Raw genomic sequence first — 17,152 nt, 5'->3', positions numbered from 1 at the left:
GCTTAGAGCATGACGCGGGGGAGGGGAATCCGGCCCCCGACGCGGCACGCCGCGCGAACAGATCGTCCCGGCCTCCCGGTCGTGACCGGCCTGCCGCATGGTTCCGGTTCCGTCAGAACCGGTTGAAACCTGGCCGGTCCGGTCTTCCGACACGCGCCGGCGGCACGATAATTTAAGTCCCGGGCTGCGATCGAGGTGGACGGCTGCGGCCAAGCCTGATGTCCACCGTTCCGCTGCGTTCGCGCGTGCGGCGGCCGGGGATCTGCTGCACCGGCCTGGATCGAACCTTCGGAATACGGATGCCGTGCCGATGACAACCACCGATATGGCCTCCGCCGGCAGCGGGCAGCCGACCGAGGGACGCCAGGCGCTGGTCCGCACCGCGCGCACGATCGCGGCGGCGGCGGTGGCCGCCATGGTGCTGCTCCTCGATCTCATCAGCTTCTCGCAGCTGATCTTTTCCGGCCCGCTGGCGGAGAGCCGCGTCGCCGGGATGTCGGCGATGCTGGCGGCCTACGTGCTGGGCAGCCTCGTCTTCGTCGCGCTGCGGCGGACCGTGGTGGTGTCGCTGTCCTTCATCGGGGCGGCCGCGATCGTGCAGGCGGCGATCGCCGCCGCGGTGGCCGGGGAACTCCGGGACGCAGGCATCACCGATCCCGCCACGGTCGGCCGGATCGTGCTCGTCGCCTGCGGCGTCTCGACCTTCGCCACCGGCCTCGTCTTCGCCCTGCTCGGCACGCTGCGCGCCTCGCTGCTGGCGCAGCTCCTGCCCTACCCGGTCCTGACCGGGTTCCTCGGCGGCGTCGGGCTGCTGTTCCTGAAGAGCGGCGTGCAGATCGGCGCGCATCTCGACGATCCCGCCGCCGCGCTGCTGGGCCTGCTCGACCCGGCCATGCTCGACCCGGGCCGGATCGACCCCGGATTGCTCGGGCGCATCGCCCTGTCCGTCGTCATCGGGTTCTGCGCCTTCTACCTGCCCCGGCGCATCAAGCATTGGGGCACCTACCCCACGGTCATCCTGGCGAGCCTCGTCGTCGTGCATCTGGGCCTGGCCTGGCAGGGCATCGACACGGCAGCCGCGCAAGGGGCCGGCTGGCTGATCGAGGCGCTACCCTCGGGATCGCTGCTGCAGGCCCCGGCCGCGATGGCGCTCCAGGCCCTCGACCCCGCCCTGCTTCTGCCGATCCTGCCCCGGATCGCCACCGAGATCGTGGTCGCGGTCATCATCCAGATCCTCTACGTCATCAGCGTCGAGCTGGAGATGCGGCGCGAGCTCGACATCGACCGGATGTTCGTCGCCTCGGGCGCGGCCAACCTGGTCGGCAGCCTGTTCGGCAGCCCGGCCATGGGCTTCGGGCGGACCTCGACGCTGCTGCTGCACAATATCGGCGGCAGCCACTGGCTCGGCTGGTGGCTCACGCTCGCCGTGATGGCGGCGCTGCTGGTGTTCGGCGCGAGCCCGCTGGCGCTGCTGCCGCGCCCGCTCGCCGGCGGCGCCCTGATCGCCATCGGGCTGGGCCTGCTGGTCAACCTCGCGCTGGCCTGCCGGACCTTTCCGATCTGGGAGACCGGCATCGCCCTGGCGGTGTGCGGAGCGACCGCCCTGTTCGGCGCCACCGTGGGCTTCCTGGTCGGCGTCGTGCTGGCGATCCTGATCTTCGCGGTCCAGTACGGCCAGATCCCGGCGGTGCGCCGGGCGCTGTCCGGCGCGGAGCGGCGCAGCAGCGTCATCCGCGCCCCCGACACCGCCGAATTGCTGCGCGAGGCCGGGGAGCGGACCCGGATCTACGCGCTGCAGGGCTACCTGTTCTTCCTCAACGCCCAGACGATCTATCGCCGGGCCGCCGCCGAGCCCGGTCCCCTGCGCAGCCTGATCCTGGACTTTCGCGATTGCGTCGGTCTCGACAGTTCGGCCCTGATCGCGTTCCGCAAGATCGGGCAGCTCGCCGAGCAGCGCGGCTTCGACGTGCTGCTGGTCCATCTGGGCCCCGCGGCCCTCCGGCAGATCGAGCGCGGCGGCCTGGCCGGGCCGCGGCTGCGGACGCGCCACACCCTGGACGAGGCCCTGCGCGAGGCCGAGACGCGGCTGCTGTTCGAAGCCGGCTCCGCCGGGGAGGGGGCCGTGGCGCTGTTTGCCGAGCACATGGCGGATCGCCTCGGCTGCAGCCTCGCGCCGGCCGATTTCGCGCCGTATCTCAGCCTCCGCACCCTCGCGGCCGGCGAGGCGCTGCTCCGCCAGGGCGAGGCGGCCGACACCCTGTACTTCCTCGAGCAGGGCGTCGTGTCGATCGAGATGGAGGTGTCCGGCCGGCCCAACCTGCGCCTGCGCACCACGACCGCCGGCACGGTGATCGGCGAGATCGGGCTGGTGAAGGGCGGGCGGCGCACCGCCACCGCCGTCGCCGAGAGTCCCTGCCGGGTGGTCGGCGTCGACCGGGCCGCGCTGGCCCGGATGGAACGGGAGCGCCCCGACCTCGCGCTCGCCCTCCAGCGCTTCCTGATCCTGGAGCTCGCCGGCAAGGTCGCCGACACCAACCTGCTGCTCGAGGCCGAGCTGACCTGAGGATCAGAGCATCGTTCCGAAAGGTGGCTGCCGGCTTTCGGGACGATGCGAAGCAAAGACCCAGCGCAGCGCGCCGGTTCCGATATCCGGCACGATGCGCTAGGCCGCCGCCAGCACGACGGCGAGCCCGATATGGGTCACCTGGTGGAGGAACTGATCGACCCCGATCAGCCACCAGAACCGCGCGTCCGAGGCCGAGAAGCGGGTCCGCTGGCCGACCAGCGCCTTGCCCCGGTCGATCCCCGTGTGGATCACGAAATCCACGAGCGCCAGCCACCATAGGGCCGGCTCGACCGCCAGGGCGATCAGCAGCGTCCCGAAACCGTGCAGGCCGGTATGGGCGCAGAGCGGCCCGGCCCAGGCCGAGGCCCGCTCCTTGCCCTGCGCCATCCAGTTGGTCTGGAGGAAGAAGTCGGCCGCGAGGTGTTTCACCGCGAAGGCGACGAGCAGGAGCGCGAAGGCGCCCACGGGAACGGGCGTGTCGACGGACGGCATTCCGGCCCTGTCACTCCTGGCGCGCCCCTGGCGCGACCGCGCGGGACGATCCGCTCCGAGCGTCGAATCGTGCACCTCCCCATACACCTGTGCCGCGATTCGGGCAGCGCGACGCCGCACGCGGGCCGTCGATCGACACGCGGAAAACCGGGATTCCGACGGGCCCGCAGCCCTCGGTCGAAGCAGGTCGGCAGCACCTAGACCGTAAGTATGACGCTGCCCGTGGTACGGCCGCCCTCTAGGTCGGCATGCGCGCGGGCGGCGTCCCGGAGGTCGTAGGCGGCCCCAATCGGGTTGATCAGGCCGGCCTCCAGGGCGGCGATCAGGTCCGCGGCGGCGCGGCGATACAGGTCCGGATCGTTGGCGTAGGCCATCACGCTCGGTCGCATCAGCGCGACCGGCCGCCCGCCTCCCAGCGTCTCGACGCGGACAGGCGGGATCGGCCCGGCCGGCTGGCCGAGGTTCGCCACAAGCCCGAACGGCCGGACCGCCGCGAAGGTCCGGGCCAGCATGCCGCCGCCGATGCCGTCGATCGCCAGATGCACGCCCTGCCCATCCGCCAGGGCCCGGGTCCGCTCGGCCCAGTCGTCCGCGCCGTGCAGGAGCACCGCGTCCGCCCCGGCCTCCAGGGCCAGCGCGCGCTTGCCCTCGGAACCGACCGTGCCGATGACATGCGCGCCGAGGCGCTTCGCCCAGCGCGTGACGATCTGGCCGAGCCCGCCCGCGGCGGCGTGGACCAGGATCCAGTCGCCGGGCCCGACCGCCCGGACCTTGTGCAGCAGCATGTGGGCGGTCAGGCCGCGCAGCATCGTGCCGCCCATCAGGCGGTCGGGGAGGGTGGCGGGCAGCCGTACCAGCCGTTCCGACGGCAGGATCCGAGCCTCGGCATAGGCGCCCAACGGGGTGCCGTGATAGGCGACCCGGTCGCCGGGCCCGACCGACACGACCCCCGGGCCGACGGCCTCCACCGTCCCGGCCGCCTCGAAACCGAGCACCGCCGGATAGGCGGCGATCGGGTAGAGGCCGGTCCGGAAGTAGATGTCGATGAAGTTTACGCCGATCACGGATTGCCGAATGCGGACTTCGCCGGCGCCGGGTTCACCGATGTCGATCTCGGTCGCCGTCAGGACATCCGGCGCACCGGGCCCGGTCATCATCATCGCTGTCGTCATGATCGACCTCCTGCCCCGACAGAGAACCGCGTTTTAGTCTGTGAGAGAATTCGGCATCTCTTCACCGTCCTCGTGCGAAATTTCACCGATGATCGATTGGCAGGATCTCCAGCACTTCGCGGTCCTCGCCCGGACCGGCTCGCTCTCGGCCGCCGCGCGCGACCTCGGAGTCGATCACGCGACGATCGGCCGGCGTGTCGCGTCCCTGGAGGACGCCCTGGCGCTGCGGCTGGTCGAGCGCCTGCCGCGCCGGGTCGCGCTGACCCCGGAGGGGACCGCCATCGCGGCCCTGGCGGCGGAGATCGTCGGAACCGTACGGGCGATCGAGCGCCGCGCCCTTGGCTACGCGGCGGCACCGGTCGCCACGGTCCGGATCAGCGCTCCACCGGCCGTGGCAGCACGCCTCATCGCCCCGCAGGTCGCGCGCTTCCACCGGGCGCATCCCGGCATCACCCTGGTCCTGTCCGGCGCCGCCCGGATCGCCGCCCTCGACCGCGGGGAGGCGGAGATCGCCGTGCGCCTGACCCGCCCTGACGACCCGGATCTCCTGATTCGCCGCATCGGGGTGATGCGGTTCGCCCTCTACGCGACCCCGGACCAGGCAGCGAAGGCCCCGGCGGACTGGACCTTCATCAGCTACGATTCCGCCCTGGACCACGTCCCCCAGCAGGCCTGGCTGCGGAGCCTGCTGTCGGGCCGGCCGATCGTGTTCCAGGCCAGCGACCTGTTCGGCCAGCAGGAGGCGGCCCGGGCTGGCCTGGGCGCCGTCGTCCTGCCCCGCTTCCTCGAGGACGGCGATGCGGCGCTCACCCGCCTCCCGGTCGAGCCAAAGCCGCCGCCCCGGGATGTCTGGCTCGTGACCTATCCCGACCTGAAGCGCTCGCCCGTGATCCGCGCGGCGCTGGCGTTTCTGGCCCAGGTGATCGGCCTGGGATGCCCGGTTGCAGCGTCGGCCGATGAGAGCATCATCTCGAACGGTGGTTCCGGCTGTCGGGATGATGAAAACAAAAGACCGAGCGTTGCGCCTCAGAAGGCGGCCTCGCCGTAGCCGAGCGGGGTGACATGGAAGACGAACCGGATTTCGGCCTCGGCATCCGGCAGCGCCATGGTGCTGACCGGCCCGGTGAGGATTTTGACGCCGCGCTCCGCATGGGCGGCGTAACGGCCCCGGGAGCCGAGCGAGGCCAGGGCGTGCAGGACGTGGCGTGCCGCGCGGGGGCGCCAGGCACCGTTCTCGCGGAGCCAGAGGGTTTCGTCCGCGGGCCATACCCGTACGGGGCGCCCGGCCCCGCGCGGCCCGGTCGCGAACGCGTCGAGGATGGCCCGGAGCCTCACGGGCGAACGCCCCAGGCCGCGGCGTGGAGCGCCCGAAGGCTGCGCGCCGGGACCGGGGCGCGCAGCCGGCGCGCGGACGGGGCGGAGTCGATGGCGACCAGCCGGACCAGATCGGCGGCCAGCCGGGTATAGTCCGCGAGGTGCACGCCGTCCGGATGGAGACCCGTGCGGGCGAGCCCCGAGCCGTCGTCGCGCAGGGCCGCGAACGGATCGAAGAAGCTGTGACCGCCTGCCCGGCAGAGCGCCGCGAGGCGGTCCGAGAAGGCCGCGACGGCGGCGGGATCCCGGCCCGTCGCCCAGGCGCCGATCGGCGGGATCGCGGCCACGAAGACCTGCGTCGACCAGACCTCCAGGATCCGCAGGATGTGCCGGACCTCGGCCTCGAACCGGCGCTCGGTGGAGGCCCGCTCCGGATGCCGCCAGCGCAGGATGTCGTTGGTGCCGATGATCAGCACCGAGGCCGCGCAGCGCATCGGGGCCCGCAAGTCCGCGAGATGGGCCGCGCAATCGGCTGCGGTGCTGCCGCCGATGCCGAGATTGATGCAGGGCCGGCCACCGAAATCCGGTGCCCCGAGGAACTCGACATGCGAGTTGCCGGCCAGGATCACGCTTTCCGGGGCGGCGTTGCGGAGCGCCACGCGCAGGGCCGGACCCCGCTCGGCGAAGCGGATTCGGACGCACCGCCCATGCCGCCAATGCCGGGCGGCCGTCGCGATCCAGGGTGCAGGCATGGCGGTCCTGAACAGGCATGAGGGATCGGCCGCGCCCGGGGCTGCCCTGGCGCGGGGATGCGGAGTGAACCGTGTCGAGACCGTGCCGCGGGCCAGATTTTCTGGTGTTACGGCCGCAGAAACACTTGTTTACTTTCGATCACCGGCAGCACGACAAGCAGAACTCGACGCGACAATCATCGATGACTTCATCCTGCATATGTGGGAATTTTTCACACGTCAACGGCCCAGCTGTCGAAACGGCCTTCCGGACCGTACGATCCCGCGCTACGCCGGAGCTCCAACGAGCGGGGGGAGCCAGGATGATCAAGGATCGCGTCTACATCGTCACCGGCGCGGGCTCGGGGCTCGGCGCCGCGGTGGCGCGCAGCCTCGTGGCGGCCGGCGCCAGCGTCGTGGTGGCGGACATCGCCCGGGAGGCCGGGGCCGGGGTGGCGGTGGAGCTGGGCGCGCGGGCGCGCTTCGCGGCCACCGACGTCACCAGCGAGGCGGACGGGCAGGCAGCGGTCCAGGCGGCTTTGGACGCGTTCGGGCACCTGCACGGGCTCGTCAACTGCGCCGGGATCGCACCGGGCGAGAAGGTCGTCGGCCGCGACGGCCCGCACCGGCTAGACAGCTTCACCCGGGCGGTGACGGTCAACCTGGTCGGCACGTTCAACATGATCCGGCTGGCCGCCACGGCGATCGCCAAGGAGGCGCCCGACGCGGAGGGCGCCCGGGGCGTGATCGTCAACACCGCCTCGGTCGCGGCCTTCGACGGCCAGATCGGGCAGGCGGCCTATGCGGCCTCGAAGGGCGGCGTGGCCTCGATGACCCTGCCGATCGCCCGGGAGCTGGCGCGCCACGGCATCCGGGTCGTCACCATCGCGCCGGGGATCTTCGAGACGCCCATGATGGCGGGGATGCCGCAGGAGGTGCAGGACGCGCTCGGCCAGAGCGTGCCGTTCCCGCCCCGGCTCGGCCGTCCGTCGGAATATGCCGACCTCGTCCGGCACATCTGCGAGAACCCGATGCTGAACGGCGAGACGATCCGCCTGGATGGGGCGCTACGGATGCCGCCCCGCTGAGAGGACACGGGCGCATCGCCTCATCCCGGACGCCGGCAACCCCCATCCGGAGCGCGACTCTAACCGATCGAGACGCTGGTCAGGAGTTCGGCGGCCCGGCGCACCTCGGTGACGATCAGTTCCTCGCTCGGCCCCTCGATCGGCATGTCGGACAGGATCGCGGCGACGTCGCGCTTCACGTCCTCGCGGATCTCCGGGTTCTCCTCGGACAGGCGCCCGATCAGGACGCCCAGGACGATCTCCAGCGCGGAGAGCTTCGCGTGCACGCGGGTGAAGTCGTCCAGCGGTTCCGGCTCGTTCGCGTTCATGAGTTGCTCCCGGTGTCGAGGCACCGCACCGTCCGGATGGCGGGCGACGCCTCGGGCCAGCCATACGCTCCCGCGGCCCGCCGGGTCGATCCCGGGACGCGCCGCGATCAGGCGGCCGGGCTCTCGTTCCAGGCCGCCAGGGCCGCCGCGACGCCGGCGCCCGGCGGGACGGTGAAGCCTTCCGCCCGCAGGACAGCCTCCAGGGCACCCAGGGTGATCAGCACCTTGTGCTTGCGGGCATTGTAGCCCATCGCGCCGATCCGCCAGACCTTGCCGGCCAGGGGCCCGAAGGCGGTGCCGATCTCGATCTCGAAATCCTCCCGCATCCGGCGCCGCACCGCCTCGCCGTCGACCCCGTCCGGGATGTACAGCGCGGTGACGTTGGTCATCCGGTAGCGGTCGTCGCCGAACACGGTGAGCCCCATCGCCCGGATGCCGGCCGCGACCGCACGTCCGGCGGCCGCATGCCGGCGGAAGCAGGCCTCCAGCCCCTCGCCCAGCAGGACCCGGGCGCATTCGCGCGCGCCATACAGCATCGTGGTCGCCTCGGTGTGGTGATTGAGGCGCTTCTCGGACCAGTAATCCATGATCATGGCGAGGTCGAAGTAGTTCGAACCGATCCGGACCCCCAAGCCGTCGTCGATGTCGTCCCGGCGGATGCCGTGCTCGACGTGGCGCCGGGAGAAGATCCGCTCGGCCGCCGCAGGCGAGACGGTGATGGGCGACGAGCCCGAGGGGCCGCCGAGGCATTTCTGCAGGCCGCCGGTCACCACGTCGACGCCCCAGCGGTCGGCGGCGATCTCCATGCCCCCGATGGTCGCGGTGGCGTCGACATAGGAGAGGGCGCCGGCCCGGCGGCAGAGGTCGCCGAGCCCGTCGAGGGGCTGGGCCATGGTGGTCGAGGTGTCGCCATGCACGGTCGCCACGACCTTCGGGCCGAAGCGCTCCACCGCGGCTTCGATCGCCTCCAGGGGCACGACCTCGCCCCAGGGCGCATCCACGGTCTCGACCACGGCGCCGACCCGCTCCAGGATCTCGGTGAGCAGCAGGCCGAAGCGGCCGAAATTGACCACCAGCACCCGCTCGCCGGGGGCAACCAGGCTCACCAGGGCGGCCTCGATCCCGGCCCGCGCCGTGCCGTCGACCAGGAAGGTCCAGCGGTTCTCGGTGCCGAAGACCGGCCGGTAGAGCGCCATCACCTCGTTCATGTAGGCGGTCATCTCGGGGTCGAACTGCCCGAGCAGATCGGCCGACATGGCGCGCAGCACGCGCGGATGGGCATTGACGGGGCCCGGCCCCATCAGGAGCCGCTGGGGCGGGTCGATCTCGCCGATCTGCTCGAGCACGGGCTGGCTTCCTTCGCTGTCGCGTATTCCGGGCGGGCCGACGCAATCCTCCGGCCAGCCGCCTCCGCCCTGTCGCCTCCGACCCTGCAGCGGTCGAGTGTGGTGCTAGGGACCCGCGGCGCTTCGATCAAGCCAAGCGTTTTTTCCCACGGGCGGAAACCCCGTCCGGGCCGCGGCGTTTCACGGTCCCGAGACAGAACCCGCGAAGGGAAACCCGCCATGATCAACCGCCTCGCCACCGCGGCCGGCCTGCTCGCGCTCTCGACGAGCCTCGCCCTGGCCCAGACCGCAACGCCCGCGCCGGCTCAGCCGGCGACCCAGACCGACAGCAGCATGAAGGAGTGGCAAGTCGCCAAGGTCGCCAAGGTGGGCCTCGCCCAGGCGCTGACGACCGCCCAGGCGCAGGGCGACGAGAAGGGCGGCCGCGCCATCGACGCCGATTTCGAGAAGGCCGACAGCAAGAACCCGGCGCATTACGCCATCAAGGTCGTCTACCCGAGCGGCAAGCTGGTGGAATACGGCATCAACGCCGACACCGGCGCCCTGTACAAGACCGAGAACCAGCCGATCGAGCGCTACTTCACCCGGCTGAAGCCCGCCGACTTCCAGAACGCCAAGACCTCGCTGAAGGACGCGCTCGCCATCGCCGAGCAGAAGGCCGGCGGCGGCAAGGCCTACGAGGCCGAGGTCGAGAAGGACGGCTCGGCGGTCCAGTACGAGATCAAGGTGGCCGGCGCCGACAAGGAGCAGACGGTCAAGGTCGGCCCGGACGGGAAGGTGGTCGACTGATCCCGTAGGGTCACCATCCGAAGCGACGGGGCTGCACATGCGCTGCCCCGCCGCTGCATGGTGTCGCCCCGCCGCCCGCACGCGGAGCCGCGCAGCCGCTTCGGCCATTGCCCCCGGACGAGACCGCGGACCGGGAGCGCGAACATGGAATCAGGCACGCGGGACTCCCAAAAAATCCTCGGGACGGCCCATACCCGGGTCGAAGGCCCCGACAAGGTCACCGGCCGGGCGCTCTACGCCTCCGACCGGCCCGGCTCGGAGACGACGGCCCACGCCGCCCTGGTCACCAGCACCGTCGCCCGGGGCCGGATCACCGGGTTCGACCTCGGCGCCGCCCAGCGGGTGCCGGGGGTGCTGGGGATCTTCACCCACCGGGAGTTCGCCGGGGCGGTGGCGCCGGTGAAGCACCTGATGGCCGGCGGCTACGCCAACAGCTCGCACCGGCCGCTGAATTCCGACGCGGTCGCCTATGCCGGCCAGATCGTGGCCCTGGTGGTGGCCGAGACCCAGGAAGCGGCCGAGGAGGCCGCCGGCGCGGTCCGGGTCTCCTACGCGGAGGAGCCCGCCGCCGGCGGTTTCGACGCGCCCGGGGCCGAGACCGTCCGGCTGGCGGACCTCAAGGCACAGCACGAGGACATCGTCCGGGGCGACGCCGAGGCCGGATGGCGCGACGCCGCGATCCGGGTCGCGGCGCGCTACGAGACCCCGATCCAGCACCACAACCCGATCGAGCTGTTCACCACCCGGGCCGCCTGGGACGGCGACCGGCTCACCGTGCACGAGCCGACCCGCTATGTCGGCGCCGCGCAGCACGGGCTCGCGGTGCAGCTCGGCCTCGACCCCGCGCAGGTGCGGGTCGTGTCCGGGCTGATCGGCGGCCATTTCGGCTCGAAATTCGCGCTGTCGCAGCACACGGCTCTGGTCGCGCTGGCGGCCCGGCGCCTCGGTCGGCCGGTCTCGCTGGTCCCGACCCGGCGGCAAGGCTTCACCATCGCCAATTACCGGCCGGAATCGCGCCACGCCATCCGGCTCGGGGCCGACCGTGACGGCCGGTTCACCGCCCTGGTGCACGAGGCCGAGACGGTCACGTCGCGGTTCGACCCGTTCGTCATGGAGGGTGCCGAGGTCACCGCCAGCCTCTACGCCTGTCCGGCGATCCGGACCGAGGAGCGGGCGGTGCGGGTCGACCGCAACACCCCGGGGCCGATGCGGGCGCCCCCGGAGGTGCCGTTCCTGTTCGCCTTGGAGAGCGCCGTCGACGAGATGGCGGTGGCGCTGGACATGGATCCGATCGTCCTGCGGCGGCTCAACGACACCGCAATCGATCCCGTCTCCGGCAAGCCGTTCTCGACCCGGCCGCTGATGGCCTGCTTCGACGCCGGCGCGCAGGCCTTCGGCTGGGCGCGGCGGGCGCCGCATCCGGGGACGATGCGTGATGGACCTTGGCGGGTGGGGTTGGGCTGCGCGGCCTCGGTGCGGCCGGTGAAGATCGCGGCCGCGACCCTGCGGGTGCGGCTGGGTCCGGACGGGACCGCGGAGGTCGCCTGCGCCCATCACGAGATCGGCAACGGCATCACCACGCTGCTCGCCATGGGCGCGGCCGAGGGCCTCGGCGTGCCGGTGGAGCGGGTAACCGTCCGGCTCGGCGACACGGCGCTGCCGGCGGCCGGCATCTCCGGCGGATCGAGCACGACCACGAGCCTGATGAATGCCCTGGCGCTCGGCTGCGGCCAGATTCGCGAGACCCTGGCGCAGGCCGCGACGGGGCAGGGCGGGCGCCTCGCCGGGCGGGATCCGGCCGCCCTGTCGCTCGCGGCCGGGCGGTTGTCCGCTCCGGACGGCACCGGCCTCGCGCTGGCCGACGCCGTCGGCCCCGCGGGGGTCGAGACGCTGGCCGAATTCGTGCCCGCGGGCGGCGACCGGGAGAAGGCGCTGGCGGGCCTGCGGCAGGGCCATATCGGGCTGGCCTTCGGCGGGGGCGGCCATGCCGTGTCCTGGGGCTTCGGCGCGCAGTTCGCGGAGGTTCATGTCCATGCCGAGACCGGGGAGATCCGGGTGGCCCGGCTCACCGGCGCCTTCGCGGCGGGGCGGATCCTCAACCCGTTGACCGCCAAGAGCCAGCTCACCGGCGGGATGATCTGGGGTCTCGGCTCGGCACTGCTCGAAGAGACCGTGCTGGACGGGGCCGCCTACCGCAATCCGGATCTCGCCGAGTATCTCGTCCCGACCTCGGCCGACGCGCCGGAGGTCGAGGCGCTGCTGGTGCCGGACCCGGACGATCAGGTCGACGCCCTCGGCCTCAAGGGCCTCGGCGAGCTCGGCATCATCGGCGTCAACGCGGCCATCGCCAACGCCGTCCACCACGCCACCGGCCGCCGGATCCGCAAGCTGCCGATCCGGTTGGAGGATGTGGCATAGGGTCGGACGCCCCTCCCGCCCGCTCTGCGAGCTAGGCGCCGGCGTTGTTGCAGACCGCGACGCGCCCCCTCTCCCGTGCGGGAGAGGGTTGGGGTGAGGGATGCGCCCTATCCGGAAAAACCTGGTCCCTCACCCTGTCCCTCTCCCGCACGGGAGAGGGGACCCGCACCTTCTGCAAGACTGCGGCTACAGTCGAAACCTGAGTAGGCTGGAGTCACAAAGGGGAGGACAGAACTCCCCCCACCCAAGCGGCGCCCCTACTCCATCGTCGGCGCGAGCTTCTTCACGCTCTGCACGTCCTCGCCGAGCCAGGCCGCGTTCTTGGCGGTGCCGTCGAAGGTCGCGCTCGTCTTGAACAGCTCGTACTTGCCCTCCAGCGCGTAGGGCTTGGAGCGCGACAGCAACTCGGCCACCGTCGCCTTGTCCATCGGCTTAAAGGTCTTCACCGCCTCGAAGGCCTGGTCGAGGTCGCGCTGGTTCTGGATGCCGGTGATCACCACCGAGACCGGCAGGTTCAGCGAGAAGTGCAGATATTCCAGCGGCTTGATCGGCGCGTCGGCCTTCAGAATCACCCCGTCGCCGAACGTTTTCATGGCGAGCGGCGCGATGCCCTCGGCCACGAGGTGCGGCAGCACCAGATGGCCGAACGAGCGGAAATGCGCGTCCATCACGTTGAGCGGCATCTGGCAGGAATCGAACTGGAAGCCGCGCTCCTGCGCCACCGCCAGCATCTGCAGGTGGATGCGCGGGTCCTTGTGGCCGGTGAAGCCGATATAGCGCAGCTTCCCCTGCTTCTTGGCCTCGAGGAACCCCTCCATGGCCCCGCCCTCCGCGAAGACGCGGTCCGGGTCGTCGTAGCGCAGGATCTCGTGGTGCTGGACGAGGTCGATCCGGTCGGTGCGCAGGCGCAGGAGCGACTGGTCGATCTGCTTGAGCGCCTCCTCCTTGGTCCGCCCGTCCATCTTGGACATCAGGAAGACCTTGTCGCGATAGCCGCCCTGAGCCAGGGCCGCGCCCATGCGCAGTTCGGAACGGCCGTCGTTATAGTCCCAGCAATTGTCCATGAAGGTGATGCCGCGATCGACGCCGGCATGGATCAGCCGGGTCGCCTCGTCGTCGGTCACCGCGCTCTTGCCGAGGTGGAACCCGCCCATCCCGATCGCCGAGATCTTTTCCGACGTCCGACCGAAGGTGCGATAGAGCATCTCGCCCCGGCGTTCGCCCGGATCGGTGATCAGCGGCAGGTCGGCCGGGTCCTGCGGCCGGGTGTTCGGAAGCGGCGGGACGTTCACGGCCGCACCTGCGCTGCCGGCGCCCGCGAGACTGGTGCCCGTAAGCCCCGCGCCGAGCACGGCGCCTTGAAGGAAGCTGCGGCGTTCCATCGGATATCTCCGTTCGGGAGGGTGTCTGGTTCGGACGGTAACGGGTGGCGGGACATCATCGTTCGGCCTCCTGGGCGAGGCGGCTCGCCGCGTTGAGCAGGCGCAGGGCCGCGCAGGCGGCCCCGTAGCCGTTGTCGATATTGACCACCACGATCCCGGGGGCGCAGCTCGCCAGCACCGCGTCCAGAGCCGTGCGCCCCCCTGCGGCGACGCCGTAGCCCACGGAGGTCGGGACCGCGATCACCGCCCCGGCGACTAGGCCGCCGACCACGCTCGGCAGCGCCGCATCCATGCCGGCCGCGACGATCACCACCGGATGCGCCCGGATCTCCTCCAGCCGCGTGGTCAGCCGCCACAGGCCGGCGACGCCGACATCGGCGAACAGCGTCGCGGCCCGGCCGGCATAGCCGAGCGTCCGCAGGACCTCCCGGGCGACCGGGACGTCCGAGGTGCCGGCCGCGACCACGGCGACCCGGGCCGGGCCGGCGACGGGCGGGGGCTGCCCGAACACCGCCGTGCGCGAGACCGGGCAATAGTCGAGCCGCGCCTCAGCCCCGAGCCGGTCGCGCTTCTCCGGGTCGAGCCGGGTCAGGAGCAGCGAGGCGCCCCGCTCGCGTGCGGCCGCCAGGATCGCGTCGATCTGCTCCGGACTCTTGCCGGCGCAGAAGATCGCCTCCTCCAGGCCGATCCGCTCGGGCCGGGCGAAGTCGAGGGTGAATTCGTCCGCCACGCTCATGCCGGGGAGGCTCCGGTCAGGAAGGCGCTGCCGACCCGGTAGGGCGCGAACCGGATGGCGCCCGAGAGGCGCGGCGGCGTAATCTCCCGGATGCCGGATCCCAGGGCGGCGCGGCGCTCCGCGTCGAGGGCGGCGAGGCTACCGGGGTCGAGCTCCACGACCACGCCCTCGGCCCGCACCCGGCAGCGGACGGCCCGCTTGGGGCCCGGCCCGGCTTCGAGGGCCCCGCCGACCAGCCGCTCGACCGCGTGGATGAAGGCTAAGGTCTCAGGCTCGATCGGAATGCCGGTCTCGACCCGGCTCGACAGGCAAGGCGCGGACGGCAACTCCGCCACCGCACCGAGGCCGAGGTCGCGGGCTAGCGCCCGCACGGCTGCCTTGTCGAACCCGGCCTCCACGTAGGGGTGGCGCACCCCGTGCTCCCGGGCGGCGTCGAGGCCGGGGCGGTACTCGCCGAGGTCGTCGCGATTGGCACCGGACAGGATCTGCCGGTCGGTGACGTGCCGGACCGCGCCGTACAGGTTGGTCTTGCAGAAGAAGCAGCGGTTCACGGGGTTGGCCCGGTAGGCCGGGTCGGCGAACTCGCCGGCCTCGATCACCCGCAGGTCCCAGCCCTCCCGGGCGGCCTCGGCGCGGACCCGCGCGGTCGCCTCGCCGGGCACGGCCGGGGAGACCGCGTGGACCACGAGGGTCGCGGCCGGAGCCAGCCGGTGGGCGAGAGTCGCCAGCGTCAGGCTGTCGACCCCGCCGCTCACCGCCACTGCGACGGGACCGAGCCCCGCCAGCACGGCTTCGAGATGCACGCGCGTCACTGCTCCTCCTTCGTGGTCTCTCGCAGGGCGAGGCGCTCGGCCTCCCGGCGCAGGCGCGCCCGGACGGCGTGGTCTGCCTGGCCCAGGGTATCGTCGGCCTCGGCCTTGGCGGTGCGCCCACCCGGCCGGTCCACCACCTTCACCCGGACCGGCCGGCCCTCCGGCGCGACCGTGACAGCCTCCCGGTCGAGCACCGCACGCACGACCCGGTGGTGGCGCAGCCCGATCGTCGTGGTCTCGCGGAAGCAGGCCGCGATCGCCGCCTCCAGGTTATCGGGCTGCACCAGGGCCTGGATATGGGCCATCATCCGGCCCTTCTTGCCCAGCACCGGCATCTGCACGACGTCGCGCATGCCGGGCTGCGCGCGCAGGCGGTCGAGGCCCATGGCCAGATCCTCCCCCGACTGGTCGTCGATCTCGAACGCGATCACCGCCAGGTCGTCCCGGCCCGGATGGCCGGTGGAGGTCTCCCCCAGCACGAGGGCGCGCAGGCAATTGCTCAGGCCCGGCAGGACCTTCGTGCCGAAGCCGATCCCGCTCGGCCCGAGCGTGCCGGGCGGCCGGCCGCGCCCGGGCGCATCGCCGCAGAGATGGCGCAGGATCGCCGCGCCGGTGGGGGTGACGCGCTCCCCCGGGATCCCGTCGTCGAGGGTCGAAAAGCCTTCGAGCAGGAGCGCGGTGGCGGGGGCCGGCACCGGCAGGGGGCCGTGCTGGGTCCGGACCCGGCCCGAGCCGAGCGGCAGGGCCGAGACGCTCCAGCTACGCGCTTCGAGGGCGGCGATCAGGTGGGCGGCGGCGACGATGTCGGCGATCGAGTCGAAGGCGCCGACCTCGTGGAACGCCACCGCATCGACCGCGATGCCGTGGACCCGCGCCTCGGCCTCGGCGAGGTGCCCGAAGATCGCCAGAGCATGCGCCCGGACGGCGGGCGCGAGGTCCGCCCGCTCGAGATCCGCGCGGATCTCGAACCAGGACCGGTGGCTGTGATGCGGCGGGTGGTCCGAGTGCCCGTGCGTGTGGGCGTGATCGTGCGTATGGGGGTGATCGTGGTGGGCCGCATGGCCGCCGTGCCGATGCGGCGCAGGCATCTCCGCCCCGGGGGCCGAGACCGCGAAGCGCAGGCCCCGCAGGATGCCGTCGTTGTGCTGCGATGCCGTGCAGGCGATGCGCGGATCGACGGCCCGCACGCTGGCGCGCACGCCCTCAAGATGCTCGGGAAAGGCATCCAGCAACGCGGCGGCGAACATGTCGCCGGCGACGCCGCCGAGTGCGTCGAGGTGGATGTGCATGGTCTGTCGGTCGGCTCGAACCGGTTGCCTGATGCGGTGCAGATCGGCCGCCGCAGGCCGAAGGCAAGGGACGCGGCCCCGTCGCGGCGACGCGGCGTATCGCCATCGGCCCAAATAGAGCCGCCGTCCGTCGACGCGACGGCTCCGGATCGCGCGTGCGCCGCGGAGCGGTTCGAGGGACTACCGCTTGTCAGCTCCCGCCGACGCGTCCTGTAGAACCGGGTCCCCGCGGCCTGACGATCGATCTCCGTTCGTGATCAGCCGCCTTATCGTCTTAGCGGGCACACCGCCGACCAAGACTCCCGCCTCGACATCCTTGGTCACGACTGATCCGGCCGCAACTATAGATTGTTCTCCGATCGTGACGCCGCACAAAATGATTGCCCCGGCCCCGATCCAGACACCGTCCTGCACGATGATGTCTTTGTGGAATGTCTGGCGCGTTTTGTTTGTTCTATCGTGGAACGCGTCGATGACGAGATCATGAGTCGATGTTTCGAAGCTTACCCTGGAACCGACCATGCAGCGATTACCGATCTCGATCCGCGCGTTCCGGCAGGCAAATCGGACCTCGGAATTGATGAATGTTTGATATCCAATCGCAAGACCTCTTATTGCTTCATCGTTGAGACTTTGTTCGAAAATTATAGGACTTGAAATATGTGATCTTGCCCCGACCCGAACGCCAATATTTCGCAACAGCGTTCGC

At 71.6% G+C, this 17,152-nt stretch carries 16 protein-coding genes; 5 read left to right on the top strand and 11 right to left on the bottom strand.

Going from position 1 to position 17,152, the window contains the following annotated elements; translation table 11 throughout:
• Positions 1-310: 310 nt before the first annotated feature.
• Entirely contained in the window at positions 311-2,563 is a 2,253-nt protein-coding gene (locus FV233_RS23300; RefSeq protein ID WP_147898939.1) for a cyclic nucleotide-binding domain-containing protein, read from the top strand.
• Between the two features lie 99 nt (positions 2,564-2,662).
• Here FV233_RS23300 and FV233_RS23295 read toward each other — a convergent pair whose 3' ends face one another.
• Both FV233_RS23295 and FV233_RS23290 read right to left on the bottom strand, forming a co-directional pair.
• A complete protein-coding gene (locus FV233_RS23295) occupies positions 2,663-3,058 on the bottom strand; it encodes a DUF3307 domain-containing protein (RefSeq protein WP_147898938.1) in 396 nt (131 codons plus the stop codon).
• 197 nt (positions 3,059-3,255) lie between these two features.
• On the bottom strand, positions 3,256-4,230 hold the full coding sequence (locus FV233_RS23290) for a quinone oxidoreductase (protein ID WP_147898937.1): 975 nt from the start codon (positions 4,228-4,230) through the stop codon (positions 3,256-3,258).
• A gap of 88 nt (positions 4,231-4,318) precedes the next feature.
• On the opposite strand from FV233_RS23290, the gene FV233_RS23285 reads away from it, so the two are divergent.
• On the top strand, positions 4,319-5,278 hold the full coding sequence (locus tag FV233_RS23285) for a LysR family transcriptional regulator (RefSeq protein WP_147898936.1): 960 nt from the start codon (positions 4,319-4,321) through the stop codon (positions 5,276-5,278).
• Here FV233_RS23285 and FV233_RS23280 read toward each other — a convergent pair.
• Entirely contained in the window at positions 5,257-5,565 is a 309-nt protein-coding gene (locus FV233_RS23280) for a hypothetical protein (protein ID WP_147898935.1), read from the bottom strand. The two genes, FV233_RS23285 and FV233_RS23280, sit on opposite strands and share 22 nt — an antisense overlap.
• Positions 5,562-6,296 (bottom strand): GDSL-type esterase/lipase family protein, encoded by a 735-nt coding sequence (locus tag FV233_RS23275; protein WP_147898934.1) that lies wholly within the window; start codon positions 6,294-6,296, stop codon positions 5,562-5,564. The genes FV233_RS23280 and FV233_RS23275 overlap by 4 nt, the downstream gene beginning before the upstream one ends.
• 302 nt (positions 6,297-6,598) lie before the next feature.
• Between FV233_RS23275 and FV233_RS23270 the strand changes: the two genes are divergently transcribed.
• Entirely contained in the window at positions 6,599-7,363 is a 765-nt protein-coding gene (locus FV233_RS23270; protein WP_147898933.1) for a 3-hydroxyacyl-CoA dehydrogenase, read from the top strand.
• A 59-nt stretch (positions 7,364-7,422) separates the two neighbouring features.
• Here FV233_RS23270 and FV233_RS23265 read toward each other — a convergent pair whose 3' ends face one another.
• Together FV233_RS23265 and FV233_RS23260 are read right to left on the bottom strand one after the other, a co-directional pair.
• The gene (locus FV233_RS23265) at positions 7,423-7,671 is read right to left on the bottom strand and encodes a hypothetical protein (protein ID WP_147856313.1); all 249 of its coding nucleotides are present in this window, start codon (positions 7,669-7,671) and stop codon (positions 7,423-7,425) included.
• A gap of 107 nt (positions 7,672-7,778) precedes the next feature.
• Positions 7,779-9,017 (bottom strand): alanine--glyoxylate aminotransferase family protein, encoded by a 1,239-nt coding sequence (locus FV233_RS23260; RefSeq protein WP_147898932.1) that lies wholly within the window; start codon positions 9,015-9,017, stop codon positions 7,779-7,781.
• A gap of 219 nt (positions 9,018-9,236) precedes the next feature.
• On the opposite strand from FV233_RS23260, the gene FV233_RS23255 reads away from it, so the two are divergent.
• Together FV233_RS23255 and FV233_RS23250 are read left to right on the top strand one after the other, a co-directional pair.
• Positions 9,237-9,806 (top strand): PepSY domain-containing protein, encoded by a 570-nt coding sequence (locus tag FV233_RS23255; protein WP_147898931.1) that lies wholly within the window; start codon positions 9,237-9,239, stop codon positions 9,804-9,806.
• 144 nt (positions 9,807-9,950) lie between these two features.
• Entirely contained in the window at positions 9,951-12,224 is a 2,274-nt protein-coding gene (locus tag FV233_RS23250) for a xanthine dehydrogenase family protein molybdopterin-binding subunit (RefSeq protein ID WP_147898930.1), read from the top strand.
• Between the two features lie 257 nt (positions 12,225-12,481).
• Here FV233_RS23250 and FV233_RS23245 read toward each other — a convergent pair whose 3' ends face one another.
• The 5 genes from FV233_RS23245 to FV233_RS23225 all read right to left on the bottom strand — a co-directional run.
• Positions 12,482-13,606, bottom strand: a complete 1,125-nt coding sequence (locus FV233_RS23245) for an aldo/keto reductase (RefSeq protein ID WP_147857303.1) — start codon at positions 13,604-13,606, stop codon at positions 12,482-12,484.
• A gap of 55 nt (positions 13,607-13,661) precedes the next feature.
• Positions 13,662-14,342 carry a nickel pincer cofactor biosynthesis protein LarB gene (larB, locus tag FV233_RS23240; protein WP_147898929.1) on the bottom strand — a complete coding sequence of 227 codons (681 nt, stop codon included), beginning with the start codon at positions 14,340-14,342 and terminating at the stop codon, positions 13,662-13,664.
• Positions 14,339-15,154 (bottom strand): adenine nucleotide alpha hydrolase, encoded by an 816-nt coding sequence (locus FV233_RS23235; RefSeq protein ID WP_147898928.1) that lies wholly within the window; start codon positions 15,152-15,154, stop codon positions 14,339-14,341. The genes larB and FV233_RS23235 overlap by 4 nt, the downstream gene beginning before the upstream one ends.
• Positions 15,151-16,443, bottom strand: a complete 1,293-nt coding sequence (locus FV233_RS23230; protein WP_147898927.1) for a LarC family nickel insertion protein — start codon at positions 16,441-16,443, stop codon at positions 15,151-15,153. Before FV233_RS23230 ends, FV233_RS23235 begins: the two co-directional genes overlap by 4 nt.
• Positions 16,444-16,623: 180 nt before the next feature.
• Positions 16,624-17,152: acyltransferase (locus tag FV233_RS23225; RefSeq protein WP_147898926.1), on the bottom strand; the 529-nt coding region annotated here is incomplete at its 5' end.

Origin of the sequence: Methylobacterium sp. WL7 (assembly GCF_008040085.1) — a bacterium.
Classification (GTDB): Bacteria; Pseudomonadota; Alphaproteobacteria; order Rhizobiales; family Beijerinckiaceae; genus Methylobacterium; species Methylobacterium mesophilicum.
This window is presented reverse-complemented; position numbering and strand designations above follow the sequence as displayed.